Source organism: Streptomyces sp. NBC_00631 (assembly GCF_045206895.1).
In the GTDB taxonomy this organism is placed as follows: Bacteria; Actinomycetota; Actinomycetes; order Streptomycetales; family Streptomycetaceae; genus Streptomyces.
The window spans coordinates 5,497,034-5,515,428 of record NZ_CP107734.1 but is presented as its reverse complement, the minus strand read 5'-3'; the positions used below and the strand labels follow the sequence as shown (position 1 = coordinate 5,515,428).

Sequence of the window (18,395 nt, the reverse complement as noted above, 5' to 3'; positions counted from 1 at the left end):
AGGGACATGACAAGTCGCGAGGACGACGCGCTGGCGCGGGCCGCGGTGGCCGCGCTCACCGGTCAGCTGGCACTGGCCCCCAAGCCGGGCCTGCCCGACCCGCGTGACCTGGACGCCCGCAGTACGCGCCGGGAGCACGACAGTCTGCGCTGGTCGGCCAAGGCGCTGGCGCCCGGCCTCGCGGCGATGGCCGCCTCCGCCCGCCGTACCGGCGAGGCCACGCCGGCGCTGCGGGCGGAACTGGGCGCGATCGGCCGGTGCACCGAGCACTCGGTCGGCCTGGCCGGCGGCGGTCACCGGGGAGCCCTGTGGGCCCTCGGCTTCCTGGTCGCCGCGGTCGCCCTGGAGCCCCGCGCCAAGGCCCGCGAGATCGCCGCGAACGCACGGAAGATCGCCGCGTTCAACGACAAGGGCGCCCCCAAGCGCCCGTCGCGGGGCTCGTCGATCTCCGTCAAGTACGGCGCGGCCGGCGCCCGGGGCGAGGCGAGGGCCGGATTCCCGCACGTACGCAGGGCGTTGGACGCGCTGGCAACGGCCCGCAAGGCCGGGGCCACCGAGAACCAGGCCCGCCTGGACGCCTTACTGACGGTGATGTCCACCCTCCAGGACACCGAACTCCTCTACACGGCGGGCCCGTTGGGCCTGCGTCAGGTGCAGGCAGGGGCGCGGGCAGTACTGGAGGCGGGCGGTACGGCGACGGAGGCGGGTGCGACCGCACTCCGCACCCTGGACGCGGACCTGTACGAAAAGGGCTGGAGCCCGCGAGGCAGTGCGGGCCTGCTGGCCGGCGCACTGTTCTTGGATGCGCTGCCTACAGCGACCCGTTAGGGGCGCGGGGCTGTATTCGATGTGCGGCTACCGCCGCGTGGGCGCGAGCGACCACACACGACCCGCAGACCGACGACTGGCCGGGCACCCCCTTGGTACCCGGCCAGTCGCATCACACGTCAGCCCTTGAGCGAAGCCATCCAGCTCTCGACCTCGTCCGACCGCCGAGGCAGCCCGGCGCTCAGGTTCCGGTTGCCGTCGGCCGTCACCAGGATGTCGTCCTCGATCCGGACGCCGATGCCCCGGTACTCCTCGGGCACGGTCAGGTCGTCGGCCTGGAAGTACAGTCCCGGCTCGACGGTGAGGACCATCCCCGGCTCCAGGACGCCTTCCACATACGTCTCGGTCCGCGCGGCGGCGCAGTCGTGGACGTCGAGGCCGAGCATGTGCCCGGTGCCGTGCAGTGTCCACCGGCGCTGCAGACCCAGCTCCAGCACCCGCTCCACCGGCCCCTGGACGAGCCCCCACTCCACGAGCCGCTCGGCCAGCACCCGCTGCGCGGCATCGTGGAAGTCGCGGTGCTTCGCGCCCGGCTGCACCGCCGCGATCCCGGCTTCCTGGGCGTCGTAGACGGCGTCGTAGATCTTCTTCTGGATCTCGCTGTAGGTGCCGTTGACGGGCAGCGTGCGGGTGACGTCGGCGGTGTAGAGGCTGTGCGTCTCGACGCCGGCGTCGAGCAGGAGCAGGTCGCCGGAGCGGACCGGGCCGTCGTTGCGGACCCAGTGCAGCGTGCAGGCGTGCGGGCCGGCCGCGCAGATGGAGCCGTAGCCGATGTCGTTGCCCTCCACGCGCGCGCGGAGGAAGAACGTGCCCTCGATGTAGCGCTCGCTGGTGGCCTCGGCCTTGTCGAGGACCTTCACGACGTCCTCGAAGCCGCGCACGGTGGAGTCGACGGCCTTCTGCAGCTCGCCGATCTCCCACTCGTCCTTGACCAGCCGCGCCTCGGAGAGGAAGACCCGCAGTTCCTCGTCGCGCTCGGCGGTGACCTTGTCGGTCAGCGCCTCCTGGATGCCGGCGTCGTAGCCGCGGACGACCCGCACCGGGCCGGTGGCCTCGCGCAGCTTGTCGGCCAGCTCGCGGACGTCGGCGGCGGGAATGCCGTACAGAGCCTCGGACTCGGTCAGCGAGTGGCGGCGGCCCACCCACAGCTCGCCCTGCCCGGAGAGCCAGAACTCGCCGTTCTCGCGGTCGGAGCGGGGCAGCAGGTAGACGGTGGCCACATGGCCGTCGTCCTTCGGCTCCAGGACCAGGACGCCGTCCTCGGTCTGGTTGCCGGTCAGGTAGACGTACTCGACCGACGCCCGGAACGGGTAGTCCGTGTCGTTGGAGCGGGTCTTCAGATTGCCGGCCGGGATCACCAGGCGTTCGCCCGGGAAGCGGGCGGACAGCTCGGCACGGCGGCGGGCGGTCTGCCCGGCCTGCTCGATGGGCTTGAGATCGCGCAGCTCCGTGTCGGCCCAGCCGGACTTCATGTTCTCGGCGAGCTCGTCGGACACGCCCGGGTACAGGCTGTTCTTGCGCTGCTTGATCGGCTCTTCCGACTCGGTCTCCGGGGTCTCCGGAGTTTCCGGGGTGAGCTGGTCGGACACGGTCATCCTCCTCGACACTGCAGTGGATCCCGCCCATCGTACGGTCGTACCGAACGGCGTCCCAGGGACTGGGGGACCCGCAGCCGTGTGAGGTGTCTCCGCCTGCGCCTTCCGCCTCTCCTCCTGGCTTTCCTCCCGGCTTCCTTCTGACTGACCGGTCAGTCGAAGCGGGCCGCCAGCAGGACCACGTCCTCCTCGCTGTCGGCCTCGTCCAGGCCGTCCGGCAGCACCGTGCGCAGGACGTGGTCGGCGATCGCCCCGGGGTCGTGGCGCAGCGCGCGCGGGACGCTCGCGGCGGCCGTGTGCAGCCGGGCGAAGGCGCGGTCCATGGGGTCGCCGGTGCGGTGCAGCAGCCCGTCGGTGTACAGCAGAACGGTTTCCCCGGATTCCGCCTCGATCTCCACGCTGGGCGCCTCCCAGCAGGCGAGCATGCCCAGCGGCGCGGACACCGAGGTCTCCGCGAACTCCGTACGGTGCTCCCCGATCAGCAGCGGCGGACTGTGGCCGGCACCGGCGAGGGTGACCTTGCGCAGCGCGGGCTCGCAGTAGGCGAACAGGGCGGTGGCGGAGCGGGCCGGTTCGGTCAGCCGCAGCAGCAGTTCCAGGTCGGAGAGGACCGCGACCGGGTCCTCGCCCTCCATCACGGCGTACGCCCGCAGGGAGGCGCGCAGCCGTCCCATCGCGGCGACCGCGCTCGGCCCGGAACCGGTGACCGAGCCGACGGCGAGGCCGAGGGCGGCGTCCGGCAGCGGCAGCGCGTCGTACCAGTCGCCGCCGCCGCGCGGCCCGGTGCGGTGCCGGGCGGCGAGCTGGACGCCGGCCACCCGGGGCAGCCGGGAGGGGAGCAGCTCCTCGGCGATGGTCGCCATGCACGCGCGCGTGCGCTCGACTTCCAGCAGCCGGACCAGGTGCTCGGCCGCGTACCGGACGTACAGGCCGATGAGATGGCGGCGGCGCTCGTGCGGTTCGGCCGGCTCGTCGTACAGCCAGGTGACCGCGCCCAGGCGGTCGGCCGCGTCGGTGACGAGGGGGAGGGCGTAGCTGGCGGCGTAGCCGAGACGGGTGGCGACCTCGCGGTGGCGCGGGTCGAGGCCCTCCTCGGCGAACAGGTCGGAATGCACGATCTCGGCGGCGCCCCCGCTGTCGTACGGCAGCGGGCCGCGCGGGACGGTCTCCAGGTGGCCGAGGTCCGCACGGCCGAGCCCGAGGCCGAGCGTGGTGTGCGGACCGAGCCCGTCGGCGGGCTCCAGCGCCACGAGACCGCGCCGGGCGCCCACGAGGGCGGCACCGGCGCGCAGCAGTTCCTGGAGGGCCGGCTCCAGCGTGCCGGTCCTGGCGAGCCGTTCGGTCAGTTCATGGAGGGTGGTGAGGTCGGAGACCCAGCCGGCGAGCCGGTCCTGGAGGACGGTGCCGGGTGCCGGTGCGGCCGGGGCCTTGGGCACGGCAGGGGCGACAGGGGCTGCCGGGGCGGGGGGAACCGGCGCGACAGTGTGGGCGGGAGTGGGGACCGTTGAATCGATTCCAGCCACTTTCGGAGGGTGCGGGGCGCTCATCGTGTCCGGCTTTCAGACCTGTGCGTATTGCTCAAAAGCATCGCAAACCCCCATGTCTTTCTGCGCCGCTAGCAGTGTCTCCACATGTACACGCACTCGTGAGGAGATGTCCAGCATTGTCCTGCCGGGATTCCTGGTGTCCGTGGGCCTCTTGGGGTCTCCGTGAGGTGTTCTCCCGGACGGCTTGCACAAAGGCAAAGTTGGCTTAAAACTGACTCGGGCAACGGAGCATTGCGGTCGACTGGCCTTGCTCCACGGAGCGTCACAGCGGTCGTGATGGGTACGTACTCGGAGAAGGCCAGGGGTGGTTGGGGGCCACCCGGAACCTGGCGACGGACCCGGGCGTCTTAACCACCGACGACCGTGCCCCATCCTCCCGTGGCGGCGGCGGAGAGAAACACTCGGAACGGCAAAACGCCAGACTTCGCCACCCCACGCCGTGGCCGTGCTTTTGATAGACGCAGTACGAGCAGTACGACGCAGTTCTTGTGAACGCGGGCGCGGCCTCCGCTCGACCCCCAGGGGGTTCCCCTTGCCCAGGGCAGGGGTGTGATGCGCCAACAGGTACGCACAGTGAAGTGATCGACACATGGTGTGATGTGGTCCACGGTGTTGCCAGCGGTGCAACGGAAAGGAACGAGCGCTCATGCGCGAGATCCTCGGAAGGCGACGCAGGCTCCTGTCCCAGCGGAACGACAAGGGGCCTGATTTTCTCGGCGCGGCCCTGACCTTCGCGACGGAATGGCAGTGGCCCGTACTCCCGGGTGTGGCTCCCGATCCCCAGGGGCGGGCCAGGTGCGCGTGTCCCGACCCGGAGTGCACGGTGCCCGGTGCCCACCCCTTCGACCCCGGCCTGCTCGCCGCCACCACCGACGAGCGCATGGTCCGCTGGTGGTGGGGCAACCGGCCGACGGCCCCGATCGTCCTCGCCACCGGGGCCTCCGGTGGAAAGGCGCCCTGCGCGGTGAGCCTGCCGGCCCTCGCCGCCTCCCGCGCCCTCGCTCTCCTCGACCGCCGCGGCATGCGCCTCGGTCCGGTGGTCGCCGCGCCCACCCGCTGGGCGCTGCTCGTCAAGCCGTACTCCATGGAGCAGTTGGGCGAGCTGCTCTACGCCAAGGACTTCGTCCCCGGTTCGCTCCGCTTCCACGGCGAGGGCGGCTATCTCGCCCTGCCGCCCTCCGAGACCGGCCAGGGCGCCGTCCGCTGGGAGCGGGCCCCGCTGCCCGGCTCGGCCAAGCCCTGGGTGCCCGACGTGGAGGCCGTGGTGGACGCCGTGGTCGACGCCCTCACCCGTACGGGTGTGAGCGCGCCCGAGTTGTAAGGGTGTCGGGCGCGAGAACCCGACTTGCCGCGTCCGCCTGGTTACCCTCCGCACATGAACGTGCGTCTACTCGCCCTCGCGGGCGTCATGGTGTGCGCGGTCGCGCTGCCGCTGGCCGTGGCGTCCGCAGGACAGGTGGGTGAGGCCGCCGTACACCGTGCCCGGCACGACGACGAGAAGCTGCCGGCGCCGGTCCGGTCCCCGCTGGTGCTCGGCCTGGGCCTGGCCACGGCCGCCCGCTGCGGTCCCGAACTCACCTCACCCGACGGCGTCGAGGCGCAGACCTGCGTGATGGCCCAGGGCGCGGACACCTGGGCGCGCACCTACTACCGCAACGCCACCGGGGCGGCCCTGGAGGGCGTGCTCAGCCTCCTGGGTCCTCGCGGCCGCACCGTCCAGACGCACTGCGCCGCGGACGCCGACGACGAGCCCGCCACCTGTGAGACGCCCCGGGAGCGCACCCGGGGCGCGCTGGACGCCTACACGGCCGTCACGGAGTTCGCGGCACGCGGCGGCGACGGACCTCTGCTGCTGCGCTCCGCGAGCAACTCCGGGGACGCCTCGGCGGACAAGGCCGCGGACAAGAGCGCGGGCAACTCCCAGCAGTCAAACGGGAGTTGACGAATCCTGGCGGCCCGTACACCGGGCGCGGGCATGAAAAGGCCCGGTTGCTGGCGACGGGGGATGCACCAGCAACCGGGCTACTGAGACGGTAACAAGAGATCGGCGGTTCGCAAATTCGATCTCGGCTATTCGGACACGTATTTGCTTGCCGTGTAGGGAAGTTGTGACAGGAGTCACCTGGTTCGACGGGCCTGGAGCGGCTGACCGACCGGTCAGCCGCGACCCTGTGCCCGCACTGATCGTCAGCTGAGTGTGACCTGCCGGTTGGTCAGTCCGCCGCGGGCCCGCCGCTCGTCCGCCGTCAGCGGTGCCTCCGAGGCCAGGGCGGTCGCGAGCCGCTCGGCGAACTCGGCCGCCGGCTTCTCGATGTCCTCAGCGCCGACCCCGCTCGGCAGGTCCCAGACCGGCACGGTGAGACCGTGGGCACGGAAGGAACCGACCAGCCGGGTCCCCTCGCCGAGGCTGGACCGGCCCGCTGCGTGCAGCCGCGCGAGAGCGTCCAGAAGCTGCTCCTCGGGATAGGGCATGACCCACCGCAGATGGTTCTTCTCGGGCGTCTCGCACCAGTAGGCGGAGTCGACGCCGGTCAGCCTCACCGTCGGGATGGCCGCCGCGTTGGCCCGCTCCAGGGAGGCGGTCACGTCCGGGGTGGCGTTCTCCGCGTCCTGCACCCAGAACTCGAAGCCGTCGTGCACAACTGGCTCGAACGGGCCCTTCGGGTCGAGCAGGTCCTGCAGCCGCGGGCTGTCGGCGGGGGCGCGGCGGCCCTGCACCGGGGTGCCCGGCTCGGCGGCGAGGGCGCGCTGCAGGGTGTCGGCGAGGTCGCGGCTGATGTCGCCGGACGCCGTGTCGTTCTGCAGGCCGAGCAGGACCGAGCCGTCGTCGCGGCGCAGCGCCGGCCAGGCCATCGGCAGCACCGTGGCAAGCGTGACCGAGGGGACGCCCTCGGGCAGACCGTCCTTCAGGGTCAGCTCGACCGTGGCGGCGGGGACCAGCTCGCGCAGCGCCACCCAGTCGCCCTCACCGGCCAGCCCTTCGAACGGGCGGTGCACCAGCTCGGTCACCGCGTGCGCCGCGGCCCGGCCGTGGCACGCCTTGTAGCGGCGGCCGCTGCCGCAGGGGCAGGGCTCACGGGCACCGACGACCGGAAAGTTCCCATCAGCGCCTTCGGCGCGGGCTCCATCGCCGAGCTGCGGCCGCGTGGCCTTCGTCTGGGGTCGCTTCTTGGCCATCTGGGTGTCTCCCGGTTACGGCTCGTCTCGTACGACGGGAGCCTAGCCGTTCACACCCCGGGGCACGGGAACCTGTGGACGACGGCGCCGACAAGGGGGTACGGCCGCACTCCCGGCCGCACTCCCGGTGGGCGCTTCCAGTGGCGCTTCCTGTGGACGAAATGTCGGCGGAAGTCGCCGGCAGCCGTGGGAATTCCTCCAGGTCGGTCGAAGCCTCAGTCCATCTCGTCGAACGCGTCCGCGAAGTCCAGGCCGGGCAGCTCCGGGACCGGGGGCGTCATGACGCGCGTGGCGAAGGTGTCGCGGCGGTCCCGGGTTTCGGGGTCGTGCACGTCCCTGTGGATCACGACCCAGACCGTCACCTCGCCCCGGGCGTCGTCGCGGACACCCCAGTCGTCGGCCAGGGCCGTGATGATGTTCAGCCCGCGGCCGCCGTGTGCCGTGACCGACGGGGTCATGGGGGCCGGGCGGGTCGGGCCGCCGCCGTCCGTCACCTCGACGACCAGCCGGCCGCGGGTGTCCACCCGCCAGGCGGCCCGGACGTCGCCGTCTCCGGCCAGTGCGTCGCCCAACGGGCGCCCGTGTTTGCAGGCATTGCTCAAAAGTTCGGAAAGGATCAGTACGGCATCGTCGATGACCGATTCCGATAGACCACCCGTGCGCAACTGATCGCGCATGCGGTGTCTCGCCTTACCCACGCCCGCAGGGCCATGGGGTACGGCCATGCTCGACGACGTGGGCACCTCCTGTGCCACCACCAACGCCACCCCCGAGACCTCCTTTGCCCCACGCCACGGTGTGGATGCCCCATTGGCCTGAACCGGAAACCGGCCGATGAATGTCCGGTGACGCACTCGCAACCAACGAATACGTGCCGAACGCGCCGGAGCACTCCCTGTGACGGGCCGTCGTCCTGTCCCCCCGGACAGGGCTTCGGATATGGCTTCGTGTGGCTTGATTTCGATGGTATGGCCGAGAAGTGAGGATGCTGTGAGTGGGCTTTCGGGTCAAGAGGTACGAGGTGTCCTTACTTGACTCTTTATCTGAGCCCTGGTCAGGACAGTTCCGATTTCCCGCCCCTCACCGCCCGAGGCGGCCCAGTACCGCCGCCGGCCGGTTGGTGATGATCGCGTCGATGCCGAGCTCCACACAGAGGTCCACGTCCTCCGGCTCGTTCACCGTCCACACGTGCACCTGGTGGCCGTTCCGCTTCAACCGCTCGACATAGGCCGGGTGATTGCGCACGATCCGCATGGAGGGTCCCGCGATCCGCACGCCGGCCGGCAGTCGCCCGTCGCGCAGCCGGGGCGAGAGGAACTGCAGCAGGTAGACGGTCGGCAGCGTCGGCGAGGCCGCCCGGACCCGGGCCAGCGACCGCGCGGAGAAGCTCATGACCCGCACCGGCGACTCGGCGGGGGTGGCCGGGGCGTCCAGCCCGAACCGCTTGAGCAGGGCCAGCAGCCGCTCCTCGACCTGCCCCGCCCACCGCGTGGGGTGCTTGGTCTCGATCGCCAGCTCCACCCGCCGCCCGGCGTCCGCGACCAGCTCCAGCAGCCGCTCCAGCGTCAGTACGGAGGTGTCCCCGCGGTCCTCCGGCCGGAACTCCCAGTCGGGCTCCTCGTCCCGTCCGCGCCAGGCCGCGCCCTTCTTCCATGCCCCGAAGTCCAGGGCGGCCAGGTCCGCGAGCTCCAGGGCCGAGACCGCGCCCCGCCCGTTGGACGTACGGTTGACGCGTCGGTCGTGGACACACACCAGGTGGCCGTCGGCGGTCAGGCGCACGTCGCACTCCAGGGCGTCGGCGCCGTCCTCGATGGCCTTCTTGTACGCGGCCAGGGTGTGCTCGGGGGCGTCTTCGGAGGCCCCGCGGTGCGCGACGACCTGGATGCGATGCTGTGGTGCGTGGGTCACCGCGACATGGTGCCACCGAGCGGGGGTACCTGGGGTCACCCCGGATGCCGCTAAAGAGAACTTTTGTCAGACAGGCCCTATATAAAGGTTGTCAGTGTACCCACAGCAACGGCTTATGGTGCTCTGACGTCCTGTGGGAAAAGCTGACGGCATACAAAAGCACATGCACAGCCGAATCGCGCCGGACCGACAGCAAGCGTGAAAGAGCGTGACCGAGTGCGACCGAGAAGAAAAGCCGTGGACCGAGGAGAGAAGCTGTGAGCACCGAGAACGAGGGCAACCCGGTACCTCCGGCCCCGTCGGCACCTCCTGTGCCGCCATCGTCTCCCGCTGCCTCGCCGCAGGCGGCCGCGTCCGACGGCGGGGAAGCACCGACCGCCCCGATCCCGCCGACGCCCCAGGGTGCCCCCGGCGCACCTGCCGGTGACCCTTACGGCACCGCTCCGCAGGCTCCCGACAGCTCCTGGCCGCCGCCGCCCCCCGCGACCCCCTCCTACGCGGACCCCGGCGCGGGTGCCGCCCCCGCCTGGGGGTCTTCTTACGATCAGCAGCACCAGCATTACCAGCAGCACCAGCCGTTCCAGCAGCCGCAGCACGCGCCGAAGAAGGGCAGCGGGCGCGGCGGTCTGATCGCCGCCGTCCTGGTGGCCGCGCTGTTCGCGGGCGGTCTCGGCGGCGGCCTCGGCTACACGCTGGCGAAGAACGACGACAGCGGCGGCTCGACGACCATCTCCGCGTCCTCCGACACCGGCGCCACCCAGGTCAAGCGCGCCGCCGGCACCGTCGCGGCGGTCGCCGCCAAGTCGCTGCCCAGCACGGTCACCATCGAGTCCGAGTCGACCAGCGGCGAGGGCGGCACCGGCACCGGCTTCGTCTTCGACAAGCAGGGCCACATCATCACCAACAACCACGTGGTCGCGGACTCCCTCGACGGCGGCAAGCTGACCGCGACGTTCCCGAACGGCAAGAAGTACGACGCCGAGGTCGTCGGCCACGCGCAGGGCTACGACGTCGCGGTCATCAAGCTCAAGAACCCGCCGTCGGACCTGCAGCCGCTCGCCCTGGGCAACTCCGACAACGTGGCCGTCGGCGACGAGACGATCGCGATCGGTGCCCCCTTCGGCCTGTCCAACACGGTCACCACGGGCATCATCAGCGCCAAGAACCGCCCGGTCGCCTCCAGCGACGGCAGCTCCACCAGCAAGGCGTCCTACATGAGCGCCCTGCAGACCGACGCCTCCATCAACCCGGGCAACTCCGGCGGACCGCTGCTCGACTCCGCCGGCGCGGTGATCGGCATCAACTCCGCGATCCAGTCCGCCTCCAGCGGCGGCCTGGGCAGCAGCGGGCAGTCCGGCTCGATCGGCCTCGGCTTCGCCATCCCGATCAACCAGGCCAAGTACGTGGCCCAGCAGCTGATCAAGACCGGCAAGCCGGTCTACGCGAAGATCGGCGCGTCGGTGTCGCTGGAGGACGGCTCTTCCGGCGCCCAGATCACCGACTCCGGTTCGGGCGGTGCCGCCGCGGTGGAGTCCGGCGGCCCCGCGGACAAGGCCGGCCTCAAGCCCGGCGACGTCATCACCAAGCTGGACGACTCGGTCATCGACAGCGGCCCGACCCTGATCGGCGAGATCTGGACCCACAAGCCCGGCGACAAGGTCGAGATCACCTACAAGCGCGGCGGCTCGGAACACACGGTCACCGTCACCCTCGGCTCCCGCGTCGGCGACAACTGACCCGCACACGCCCGCAGGAACCGGTTACTCTGTTCCCCGCGCCGATCTCGGTCGGCGCGGGGTGGGTTGCCCGAGCGGCCTAAGGGAACGGTCTTGAAAACCGTCGTGGCGAGAGTCACCGTGGGTTCAAATCCCACACCCACCGCATGACGCGAACGGCCCCTGACCAGGTATGACGGTCGGGGGCCGTTGGCGTGTCCGCTCCCCGCCGGACACCGCTGTTCCCCCTGGTTTCCCGCTCTATCGGGCACGGAAGGGGCACGGGCGGGACTGCACAGACGATCATGCGAGAGGAGATCGAAACAGTTCCGCGTCGTCTACGGGGTCGTAGATGGCCGCGACGGAGTTGGTGCTGAAGAGGTCGACAGGACTGCCCGCGACACCCGGGCTGATATTGGTAGTGACGTGGGCGTACTCGTCTCCAAAGTCATATCCCCAGGCGATGTTGAAGACGGTTAGCCTCGTGCCATCACCCAGCACCACCTCCGAGGCAAGTCCGTCCCGGTCTTGGAGCACCTTGAGGATCGCCACGTCTTTGGGTGGCTGCTGATCTCCGGTCATCTCAGCATCGTGCCTCACGGGCCTCGTCGTAGGGGCCCTCGCTATCGGGTGATCGGAATCTCGTAGACGATCTCGCAGTGAGCGGCGGGCACGATGATGTCCGCGGTCTCCACGGGCCGTCCCTGGTCGCTGTAGTAGGTCCGCCGGATGTGGGTGACGAGAGCGGCCTTCTGGATGCCGAGGAGCGATGCCTCCTCGGCGGTCGCCTGCCTGGGCTCGGGCTGCTCCACGGCGTGGCTGACGCTGATCCCGATGGCGGCCATGCGGTTCACGACTCCGGTCCCGGCGTGCGGGCCTCCCTCAGGGAGGACGACGAGGGTGCCGGCCGTGAGGTCGTAGGGCTCCCAACTGGTGGACAGCTGCACGGGCCTGCCGTCGGCCAGGAATTCGTACGCGGTCCGCACGCACAGGTCGCCTTCGGCGATGCCCAGCCGTGCGGCGATGTCGGCGGGAGCGGGGACCTTGGCGTCGGTCCGGCTCTCCCAGTCCCCCTGCTTGCCGAGGGCCTTCATGTCCGCGCGGAACGGCGACCCGTGGGGTTGCTCGCGCGCCGAGGACCGGACGACCCGCACGCGTTGCCGGGGCTCGGCGACGTACGTACCCGATCCGGCTCGCCCTTCCAGCACGCCCTGTGAGATCAGCAGTTCCTGCGCCCGGCGGACGACGTTCTCGCCCACGCCGCACTCCTGGCCGATCTGCGCGCGGGAGGGAAGGCGATCCCCTGGCTCCCACACATGCTCCGCGATCCGCCGCCGGAGTTCGTCGGCGATGCGGAGGTAAGGCGGCTGCTCAGACATGTGGAAAATCTAGTCCACTAGCTCTAATCTAGTTAACTAGCTTCACTGAAAGTGATCGCTGGTGACGGAGGCTGCCCTGTGCCCGCTTCGGGAGTTAGCGCGGCGGCCATCGCCGCCCGGCTGTCCGCCGTCGGGCTCCCCACGCGCGTGGAGGAACGCGCCGGCTTCACGTCGGTCGAAGCGGAGTTACCGGAATCGCTCTCCACCGAGTCGTGGAGGGAGGTCCTGGAGGTGGTGGCCGAAGCCGATCGGTTCGGGCTCCACGCCACCAGCCTGAGCGGCCGCACCCTCTGGGCGGTCGTACGCAAAGCGGTCCCCACGGCGGGCGATGCCGGGGGACCGAGCCATCAGCGATAGGAGCTGATTCAGCGTGCTCAACCGTATCCGCCGCGCCGTCGACCGCACCAGGGCGCGGTACGTCCCCAGGGGCAGGCACCGCCGCTGCTTAGCGCCGCCTCGACTGCCAGCTGCCTGTGTTACCTCCGCGCCTGTTGACGGGCCAACGGTCGCTCTGGGAATGGTCTCCGACCGGACGGGCCACCACGGCTTGCTCAGAGGCGAGGACACCCCGCTTGTGCGCCCTTACTTGCTGGCGTGGGAGAAGCGCGTAGGACAGCACTCGGTGGATGTCGTGACCGGTGATGCGTCGGGCGACGTGAGGTCCGTCCTTCTGGGGGTTGGCTGATGCCCCCGCAACAGCAGCCGGGCGACCTGGACGCTTCGGCCGCCCCATACCGCTCAGCTGCCTGCCGCGTCGGAACGCACCACGAGTGCGCGGAGTCCTCTCCGGCTTCGGCACCAGTCGACGTCCCACTGATCTACGAAGCGTGTGACTGCTCGTGCCACTCGACGTCCGCACCATCCGTTCCCGGGGCGTCCCAGTGGTGAGCGCCGGGGACTCTGGTGGTCAGTCGGCATCCAACATCAGTGATCGAGAGGCAGGCGCAGGGATGACGGCACGCAGCGGGCTAAGGCTTCTTCCGTGGGTGGGGCCGGAGGGTAAGCCTTGCTACCTGAACACCGATGACTCGGAAGGCTTCATGTCTCGCCTCGCGGACCACATCGAGTCGATTCAACTCGGTATGGCATCCGAGCTGCTGGAGCAAGCGGCTTCGGTACTGGATGACGGGACTGCGAAAGAGGAGCAGCTGAGCCTCCTCGCCGCACAGTTGGCTGGCGCTTTGCGGGACGTGTTGCGCGTGGCCACAAGTCGTGGACGCTGTCGCGCAGTCGGACAAAATACGAATGCCGACTTCGACCTATAACACCGCGGCGTCGAAGTCCTGTTGCTGACCGAGCACATGGAACCGAAAGCTAGGTGAGACGACCCGCTGGAGACCAAGCCGGTCGTCTTACTGAGCAAATCTTCTGATCCGTAGCTCTACAGAGATCGGTCATTGGAGGTCATACAGGCTGCGGGGAAGGGCTTGGCGGCCGGTGGTGGTCCCTGCCGGTTGCTGGGGTTGCTGTACCTCGTTGCTGTACAGCAGGATCCCGACCGGGGGTGTGGTCATGGAACGGGAACAGCTCGAACGGCTGCTGGGCGGTGGCGACGACACGTCATCGGCCGCTCTGGCTGCACTCCGCGCCGGCGCTTCTTACGTCGTCTGGGACGGAACGACGTCACCCAAGTCGCTCGCGACGGTCTACAGACGCCGACTCCGTCACACCCTTCGGAGGGGCGTCGAGACCTCCGGCTTGGCCCAGGCCGTACAACGCCTCGACCTATACGGTCGACCGGTTCGCCTGGGGCAGATCCGGACTGCCGACGGATCTTGGATCTTCATGCTGTTCCTCGACGAGGACAGCAGCACGCTGGTGGCGTGTACCGGCGTCCGGCAGACCCAACCGGGCCCACCACGACCAGACGCCTGCTGAAGCTTTGCAGCTTTAACACGCTTTCCAACTGTGGTGGTGCCTCGTGAGGCCGCGTCCAGGGGCGTTCACCTGGGTTCATGAGCGGCCCACTCGTGGGCTACGTCCGGCTCTTGGTCTCACCTGAACAGCCGTGAACGGGGCTGAATGAGACGGAAACTGAGACGGATGAACACGCAGGGCTGGGGCGCCCGACCGGCCAGATTGCTGTTCTGACAGCTTCGTTTCCACGAGGATGCTGCCATGCGTGGCACCGACGAAGAGGACGAGCGGCTCAAGTTGATCCGCCGCTACGTCACGCCCGACCGGCGGTACCTCAAACTAGGGGGCGTTCTTCTCGGTATGGGTGGGCGTGACCGTGCCAAGTTCATGCGGAAGCTGGGCCAGGCCGCCGGTGAGATCAGTCCTCGTGAACTGGGCTTGCTGCTCGACGGAGGATGGCGCGAGCGCAAGACGGCAGCTTGGCTGATCGCGGTCGCCGGCCGATCCGAGTTCCGGGACCGTCTGGGCGAACTCCTTCTCGCCAGTGAAGGGCCGTACGCGGGGCAGGCGTACTGTGTCGCCCTGGCTACCTTCGGCACCTCGGCCGACGCAGACCCCCTGGTCGCCTACCTCGACCGCTACCTGCCGCGCCATGACCTCTACTACGACCAGACGGCCGCCCTCGGCGCGCTCTTGTTGCTCGATGCCAAGCTCGGTGCCGACCACGCGGCCCGGTTCCTCACCCCGAACGGACTCTGGCAACAGTGGATCGAAGGGCCGCCCCCGAAAGACCGCGATGCCCACGACAGCTACCGAGAGTTCATCGGCCAGCTCTGCTCTTTCGCTGATGAAAGTGCCGAGCACTGCCAGAAGAGCAGGCACGGTGTGACATTTCGCCGCAGATAGCCACCACACGGCGCCGCTGTCATGACCAGAGGGGAGCATGATGGAGCAGCTTCACAAGCTCGTCGACCGCTACGGCGATTGCGAACAGAAGCCCGTGCGCTTCCGCCCAGGAACGTGGCGCTCACGGCTGGAGCCGCACGACGCGGCGCACGTACTCGACATCGGCGTTGAATGCGCAAACGGACCGAGCGCTGACCGCCTCATCGGCAGAGTAGACCTGACACATCTTCGTGACCGTGTCGGCGACGATCCCGACACCCTGCGTGACCTGTTCGTAGCCGTCATGATCTGGGGTTCGGGCACTACAAATGGACGCGGGCCTCGGTACACCGAAGTGGCCCTGTCCGACGTCCGCATGCCCACGGTCCTCCGGGCCACGCGCGAAGCGGTCCGAGATGGCGACCTGAGCGGGGCCTACCGGCAGTTCGTCCTCAACGGGGTGGGGCGGTCCTTCTTCACCAAGTGGTTCGCGGCGGTCGACGACCGCGACGCCACGTGTGACCGGGCCTTGATCCTCGATGACCGGGTTTTTCGCTCGCTGAACGCCCTTGGGTGGTCCAGTTGGAAGGCGGCCGGCACTCGCCATTGGCCCACCCGATACGCCACCTATGTCAGCTCCATGCACCGCTGGGCCTCGTCGTTGGGAGTCACCGCGGACTAGCTTGAGTGGCTTCTCTTCCATGTGAATGGTCACGTAGACGAGCACTGAGCTTGGGAAGCTCGGGTTTTCGGCTACGGGGTGCTGCGTTGACCTGCTGCGGAGTGGTGTTAGAACTCCAGTCGGACCTGTGGCGAGTCCCGGCTGTTCCCTATGGTTGCCCGCAGGATCTGGTACGCGAATGGCATGGTCTCTTCGCCGTGTACGTCCCACGGCGGAGCTGAGTCCCGGAGTGTTTGGGCCTCAGCCAACGAAAGTCAGCCACGATGGTGGGTCAGTCGACCGCGCCGGCGCGCGTGTGCCTCGCTGCGGTCCGCCGTCGACAACGACATGATCCCGCAGACGCCTTGCCGGGGCGTGAAGTTGCCCAGGATGCCGCAGACCGAACCGCACATACTGACCCCGCTCGAAGCCTCCCGGATCGTCCGGAGCGCGGCCAAGCCGCACGACCTGCTGATCGCGCTCCTCGCCTACGCGGGGCTGCGGGTCGGTGAGGCCTTCGCCCTCCGGCGCGCCGACATCGACGTCTCCGGCGGCCTCGTCCTGGTCGACGAGAACCTGGCCGAAGCCAACGGCACTCTGGTCTTCGACACCCCGAAGTCTCATCAGAAGCGACTTCTCCGCATCGGGCCGTCCCTCGCCAAGCGGCGGGACCGGTACCTGGAGACGCTTCCGGGCGGTGATGACGCGCTCCTCTTCACGACACCCGCCGGCAAGCCCCTGCGCTACAACCAGTGGCGTAAGGCGTACTTCGATCCCGCCGTCGCGGCGGCCGGGCTGGCCGACGTCACCCCGCATGATCTCCGGGCCTCGCACGGCACGTGGGTCGCCGACCGGTACGGCGTCATGACCGCTGCGCACCGACTCGGCCATTCGAACGCGAGCGTCACGACGCGGCACTACGCCCGTCCCGTCGCTGGTCGTGACGACCAGGTCGCCGAGGCGGCCGACTCCTGGCTCAGCGGGCACGACCCCGCCCCTGGGGCACGTAGCGGGCACGACGAGGATGACGACGGCTCCGCGGGGGTGCTCGCACCCGTCTGACCTGCTGGGGAAAGGCGGCCGCCCTTGATCATCGAAAGATCTTGAAAACCGTCGTGGCGAGAGTCACCGTGGGTTCAAATCCCACACCCACCGCAGGTGATGGACGGCCCCTGACCAGGCAAGACGGTCGGGGGCCGTCGGCGTATCGGCTCCTCCTCGGCTGTTGTGGTCTCCCGCCCGGTCGGGCCGGAAGGGGCACGCCGCAGGCGCGGTTTTCGACGGCTGTCGCCCACCGGTCGCCGGGGAGCTCGTAGACGATCTCGCAATGGGCGGCGGGGACGACGACGTCCACGGTCTCGGCGGGCCGCCCCGCACGGCTTGTCGGCATCACGCACGCGGTCAGGATGTACGCCGTCGGACGGGGAAAGCATCGGGCATGCCTTCAGCCGACTGGTACCTGACCGACGACGTCGACGACTTCCTCTCCAGGGCCGGGGACTTCCTGCGCTCGCGTCCGGGCCTCCACGTCATGCAGTTGACGTGGGCCGAGAGGGTGCGGGCGCGGGGCGCGGAGGCGTTCGGCGCCGAGGTCCCCGTCTTCGGCGTCCTTGAGGGGGCCGACGAGGTCCGCGCCACCTTCTACCGCCTCCGGCCCCGCGGTTTCGGCCTCTCCCCCCTCACTCCCGAGCAGGCCGACTCCCTCGCCGCCCGGCTGGCCGCCCTCGGCCACTCCGTCCCCTCGGTCAGCGCGGACCACGGCACGGCCACCGCGTTCGCCGAAGCGTGGCAACGGCGCACCGGCGCGACGCCGAGACTCCGTGACACGCGGTTGCGCCTGTACCGCCTCGGCACGCTCACCCCACCCGACCCGTGGCCGGCCGGCCGGGGCCGTGTTCTGGGCGAGCGGGACCTCGAACAGGCCATGTTCTGGTGCGGTGAGTTCGCCAAGGCCGTCGGGGAGGACGTCACCATCGACGCCGACACGTGGGTCGGCACCCGCTTCGCCGACAAGGGCTACACGCTCTGGGAGACCCCGGACGGCACGCCCGTCTCCGTCGCGGGGCTGAACCCGATGATCGGCGGCCAGATCCAGGTGGACGTCGTCTACACCCCGTCCCACCTCCGCGGCCGCGGCTACGCGGGTGCCGTCACGGCGGAGGTGAGCCGGGCCGCGCTGGCCGCGGGCGCACGGGACGTCGTCCTGTTCGCGGACCTGTCCAACCCGACCAGCAACGCCCTCTACCAGCGCCTCGGGTACACCGGGCTCACCGACTGGGGTGTGTACGACTTCTCAGGTGCGGCGGCTGCGGGGTAGCCGGCCATCCATGGGAGGGCGGGGCCCTCCTTTCAGCAGGCCTCCGCCAGAGCTCAGAGTTCGTGGTCCTGCGCCAGCTCCTCCCAGGCGACCTCCCGCAGCCCTTGGTTCGCGTCGTGTCCCGACGGTGGCTGCGGGGTGGGCTGGAACCAGACGATCGTGAGGGACGAGCGGTGCAGGACCGGATCGGTGTCCGGGGTGACGGGTGTGGATTCGAACGAGCCGATGCAGGCGACCGGCGGGAGCATCTCGACCGGGCCGAAGGGGCCCGCGTGGCCGTCGTCGGGGTGTTCGCGCGGAGGTGGGACCAGATGGGTCGGGGTGTGCGGAAAGGCGGCTGCGGCCGAGGAAAGGAGGCCCTTGACGCGGCGGTCGTTGAGGGCCTGGTGCGGATAGCCCTCCAGTAGCCCGCCGTACGTCGAGGAGAGCCGGAGGTGCGAGAGGCCGATCGGGCGGCCGGAGGCGAGGACGACGTGGGTCAGGGGCATGCGCGGCAGGTTAGGGGGTCTGGCGGCTGAGGGCGTTC

The 18,395-nt window shown here is 69.8% G+C and carries 17 protein-coding genes, 1 tRNA gene and 2 pseudogenes; 11 read left to right on the top strand and 9 right to left on the bottom strand.

The window, feature by feature from the left end:
- Positions 1-6 precede the first annotated feature (6 nt).
- Positions 7-828: a triphosphoribosyl-dephospho-CoA synthase gene (locus OHB00_RS25290; protein WP_406437811.1), complete on the top strand. Its 822-nt coding sequence runs from the start codon at positions 7-9 to the stop codon at positions 826-828.
- Between the two features lie 119 nt (positions 829-947).
- On the opposite strand, the gene OHB00_RS25285 is transcribed toward OHB00_RS25290, so the two are convergent.
- Complete coding sequence (locus OHB00_RS25285; protein ID WP_406437809.1) at positions 948-2,417, bottom strand: aminopeptidase P family protein; 1,470 nt, start codon at positions 2,415-2,417, stop codon at positions 948-950.
- A 158-nt stretch (positions 2,418-2,575) separates the two neighbouring features.
- On the bottom strand, positions 2,576-3,970 hold the full coding sequence (locus OHB00_RS25280) for a PP2C family protein-serine/threonine phosphatase (protein ID WP_406437807.1): 1,395 nt from the start codon (positions 3,968-3,970) through the stop codon (positions 2,576-2,578).
- 646 nt (positions 3,971-4,616) lie between these two features.
- On the opposite strand from OHB00_RS25280, the gene OHB00_RS25275 reads away from it, so the two are divergent.
- Together OHB00_RS25275 and OHB00_RS25270 are read left to right on the top strand one after the other, a co-directional pair.
- Positions 4,617-5,291, top strand: coding sequence for a bifunctional DNA primase/polymerase (locus tag OHB00_RS25275; RefSeq protein WP_406437805.1), 675 nt, complete (start codon positions 4,617-4,619; stop codon positions 5,289-5,291).
- Positions 5,292-5,345: 54 nt separating this feature from the next.
- Complete coding sequence (locus OHB00_RS25270) at positions 5,346-5,912, top strand: hypothetical protein (RefSeq protein ID WP_406437803.1); 567 nt, start codon at positions 5,346-5,348, stop codon at positions 5,910-5,912.
- Positions 5,913-6,157: 245 nt separating this feature from the next.
- On the opposite strand, the gene OHB00_RS25265 is transcribed toward OHB00_RS25270, so the two are convergent.
- The 3 genes from OHB00_RS25265 to OHB00_RS25255 form a co-directional block, all read right to left on the bottom strand.
- Positions 6,158-7,147: a DUF5926 family protein gene (locus OHB00_RS25265; RefSeq protein WP_406437801.1), complete on the bottom strand. Its 990-nt coding sequence runs from the start codon at positions 7,145-7,147 to the stop codon at positions 6,158-6,160.
- Positions 7,148-7,362: 215 nt separating this feature from the next.
- Positions 7,363-8,001, bottom strand: a complete 639-nt coding sequence (locus OHB00_RS25260) for an ATP-binding protein (RefSeq protein WP_406437799.1) — start codon at positions 7,999-8,001, stop codon at positions 7,363-7,365.
- A 226-nt stretch (positions 8,002-8,227) separates the two neighbouring features.
- Positions 8,228-9,055: a glycerophosphodiester phosphodiesterase gene (locus tag OHB00_RS25255; RefSeq protein WP_406437798.1), complete on the bottom strand. Its 828-nt coding sequence runs from the start codon at positions 9,053-9,055 to the stop codon at positions 8,228-8,230.
- Positions 9,056-9,312: 257 nt separating this feature from the next.
- Between OHB00_RS25255 and OHB00_RS25250 the strand changes: the two genes are divergently transcribed.
- Together OHB00_RS25250 and OHB00_RS25245 are read left to right on the top strand one after the other, a co-directional pair.
- Entirely contained in the window at positions 9,313-10,791 is a 1,479-nt protein-coding gene (locus tag OHB00_RS25250; protein WP_406437796.1) for a S1C family serine protease, read from the top strand.
- Positions 10,792-10,851: 60 nt separating this feature from the next.
- Positions 10,852-10,936, top strand: a tRNA-Ser gene (locus OHB00_RS25245).
- Between the two features lie 137 nt (positions 10,937-11,073).
- Here OHB00_RS25245 and OHB00_RS25240 read toward each other — a convergent pair.
- Both OHB00_RS25240 and OHB00_RS25235 read right to left on the bottom strand, forming a co-directional pair.
- The gene (locus OHB00_RS25240) at positions 11,074-11,352 is read right to left on the bottom strand and encodes a hypothetical protein (protein WP_406437794.1); all 279 of its coding nucleotides are present in this window, start codon (positions 11,350-11,352) and stop codon (positions 11,074-11,076) included.
- A gap of 41 nt (positions 11,353-11,393) precedes the next feature.
- Complete coding sequence (locus tag OHB00_RS25235; protein ID WP_406437792.1) at positions 11,394-12,149, bottom strand: GntR family transcriptional regulator; 756 nt, start codon at positions 12,147-12,149, stop codon at positions 11,394-11,396.
- Between the two features lie 78 nt (positions 12,150-12,227).
- Between OHB00_RS25235 and OHB00_RS25230 the strand changes: the two genes are divergently transcribed.
- From OHB00_RS25230 to OHB00_RS25210, 5 genes and pseudogenes are all read left to right on the top strand, one after another.
- Positions 12,228-12,506 (top strand): hypothetical protein, encoded by a 279-nt coding sequence (locus OHB00_RS25230; RefSeq protein ID WP_366357908.1) that lies wholly within the window; start codon positions 12,228-12,230, stop codon positions 12,504-12,506.
- A gap of 593 nt (positions 12,507-13,099) precedes the next feature.
- Positions 13,100-13,414: a hypothetical protein gene (locus OHB00_RS25225; RefSeq protein WP_406437790.1), complete on the top strand. Its 315-nt coding sequence runs from the start codon at positions 13,100-13,102 to the stop codon at positions 13,412-13,414.
- A gap of 853 nt (positions 13,415-14,267) precedes the next feature.
- Complete coding sequence (locus OHB00_RS25220; RefSeq protein WP_406437789.1) at positions 14,268-14,912, top strand: DUF6000 family protein; 645 nt, start codon at positions 14,268-14,270, stop codon at positions 14,910-14,912.
- Positions 14,913-14,949: 37 nt separating this feature from the next.
- Complete coding sequence (locus tag OHB00_RS25215; RefSeq protein ID WP_406437788.1) at positions 14,950-15,573, top strand: hypothetical protein; 624 nt, start codon at positions 14,950-14,952, stop codon at positions 15,571-15,573.
- 303 nt (positions 15,574-15,876) lie between these two features.
- A pseudogene (locus tag OHB00_RS25210) lies at positions 15,877-16,614 on the top strand (tyrosine-type recombinase/integrase); the annotation flags it as partial.
- A gap of 232 nt (positions 16,615-16,846) precedes the next feature.
- Here the strand turns inward: OHB00_RS25210 and OHB00_RS25205 are convergent.
- Positions 16,847-16,933 (bottom strand): annotated as a pseudogene (locus tag OHB00_RS25205) (GntR family transcriptional regulator); the annotation flags it as partial.
- Positions 16,934-16,990: 57 nt separating this feature from the next.
- Between OHB00_RS25205 and OHB00_RS25200 the strand changes: the two are divergent.
- On the top strand, positions 16,991-17,869 hold the full coding sequence (locus tag OHB00_RS25200) for a GNAT family N-acetyltransferase (protein ID WP_406437786.1): 879 nt from the start codon (positions 16,991-16,993) through the stop codon (positions 17,867-17,869).
- Between the two features lie 53 nt (positions 17,870-17,922).
- Here the strand turns inward: OHB00_RS25200 and OHB00_RS25195 are convergent, their stop codons facing one another.
- Positions 17,923-18,357, bottom strand: coding sequence for a hypothetical protein (locus OHB00_RS25195; protein WP_406437784.1), 435 nt, complete (start codon positions 18,355-18,357; stop codon positions 17,923-17,925).
- Positions 18,358-18,395 lie beyond the last annotated feature (38 nt).

Excerpts from the sequence above, each read along its gene's own strand:
- OHB00_RS25265 (WP_406437801.1), bottom strand. The coding sequence starts at position 7,147 with ATGGCCAAGAAGCGACCCCAGACGAAGGCCACGCGGCCGCAGCTCGGC.
- OHB00_RS25280 (WP_406437807.1), bottom strand. The coding sequence starts at position 3,970 with ATGAGCGCCCCGCACCCTCCGAAAGTGGCTGGAATCGATTCAACGGTC.
- OHB00_RS25275 (WP_406437805.1), top strand. The coding sequence starts at position 4,617 with ATGCGCGAGATCCTCGGAAGGCGACGCAGGCTCCTGTCCCAGCGGAAC.
- OHB00_RS25240 (WP_406437794.1), bottom strand. The coding sequence starts at position 11,352 with ATGACCGGAGATCAGCAGCCACCCAAAGACGTGGCGATCCTCAAGGTG.
- OHB00_RS25200 (WP_406437786.1), top strand. The coding sequence starts at position 16,991 with ATGCCTTCAGCCGACTGGTACCTGACCGACGACGTCGACGACTTCCTC.
- OHB00_RS25195 (WP_406437784.1), bottom strand. The coding sequence starts at position 18,357 with ATGCCCCTGACCCACGTCGTCCTCGCCTCCGGCCGCCCGATCGGCCTC.
- OHB00_RS25290 (WP_406437811.1), top strand. The coding sequence starts at position 7 with ATGACAAGTCGCGAGGACGACGCGCTGGCGCGGGCCGCGGTGGCCGCG.
- OHB00_RS25235 (WP_406437792.1), bottom strand. The coding sequence starts at position 12,149 with ATGTCTGAGCAGCCGCCTTACCTCCGCATCGCCGACGAACTCCGGCGG.
- OHB00_RS25215 (WP_406437788.1), top strand. The coding sequence starts at position 14,950 with ATGATGGAGCAGCTTCACAAGCTCGTCGACCGCTACGGCGATTGCGAA.
- OHB00_RS25220 (WP_406437789.1), top strand. The coding sequence starts at position 14,268 with ATGCGTGGCACCGACGAAGAGGACGAGCGGCTCAAGTTGATCCGCCGC.
- OHB00_RS25225 (WP_406437790.1), top strand. The coding sequence starts at position 13,100 with ATGACGGCACGCAGCGGGCTAAGGCTTCTTCCGTGGGTGGGGCCGGAG.
- OHB00_RS25270 (WP_406437803.1), top strand. The coding sequence starts at position 5,346 with ATGAACGTGCGTCTACTCGCCCTCGCGGGCGTCATGGTGTGCGCGGTC.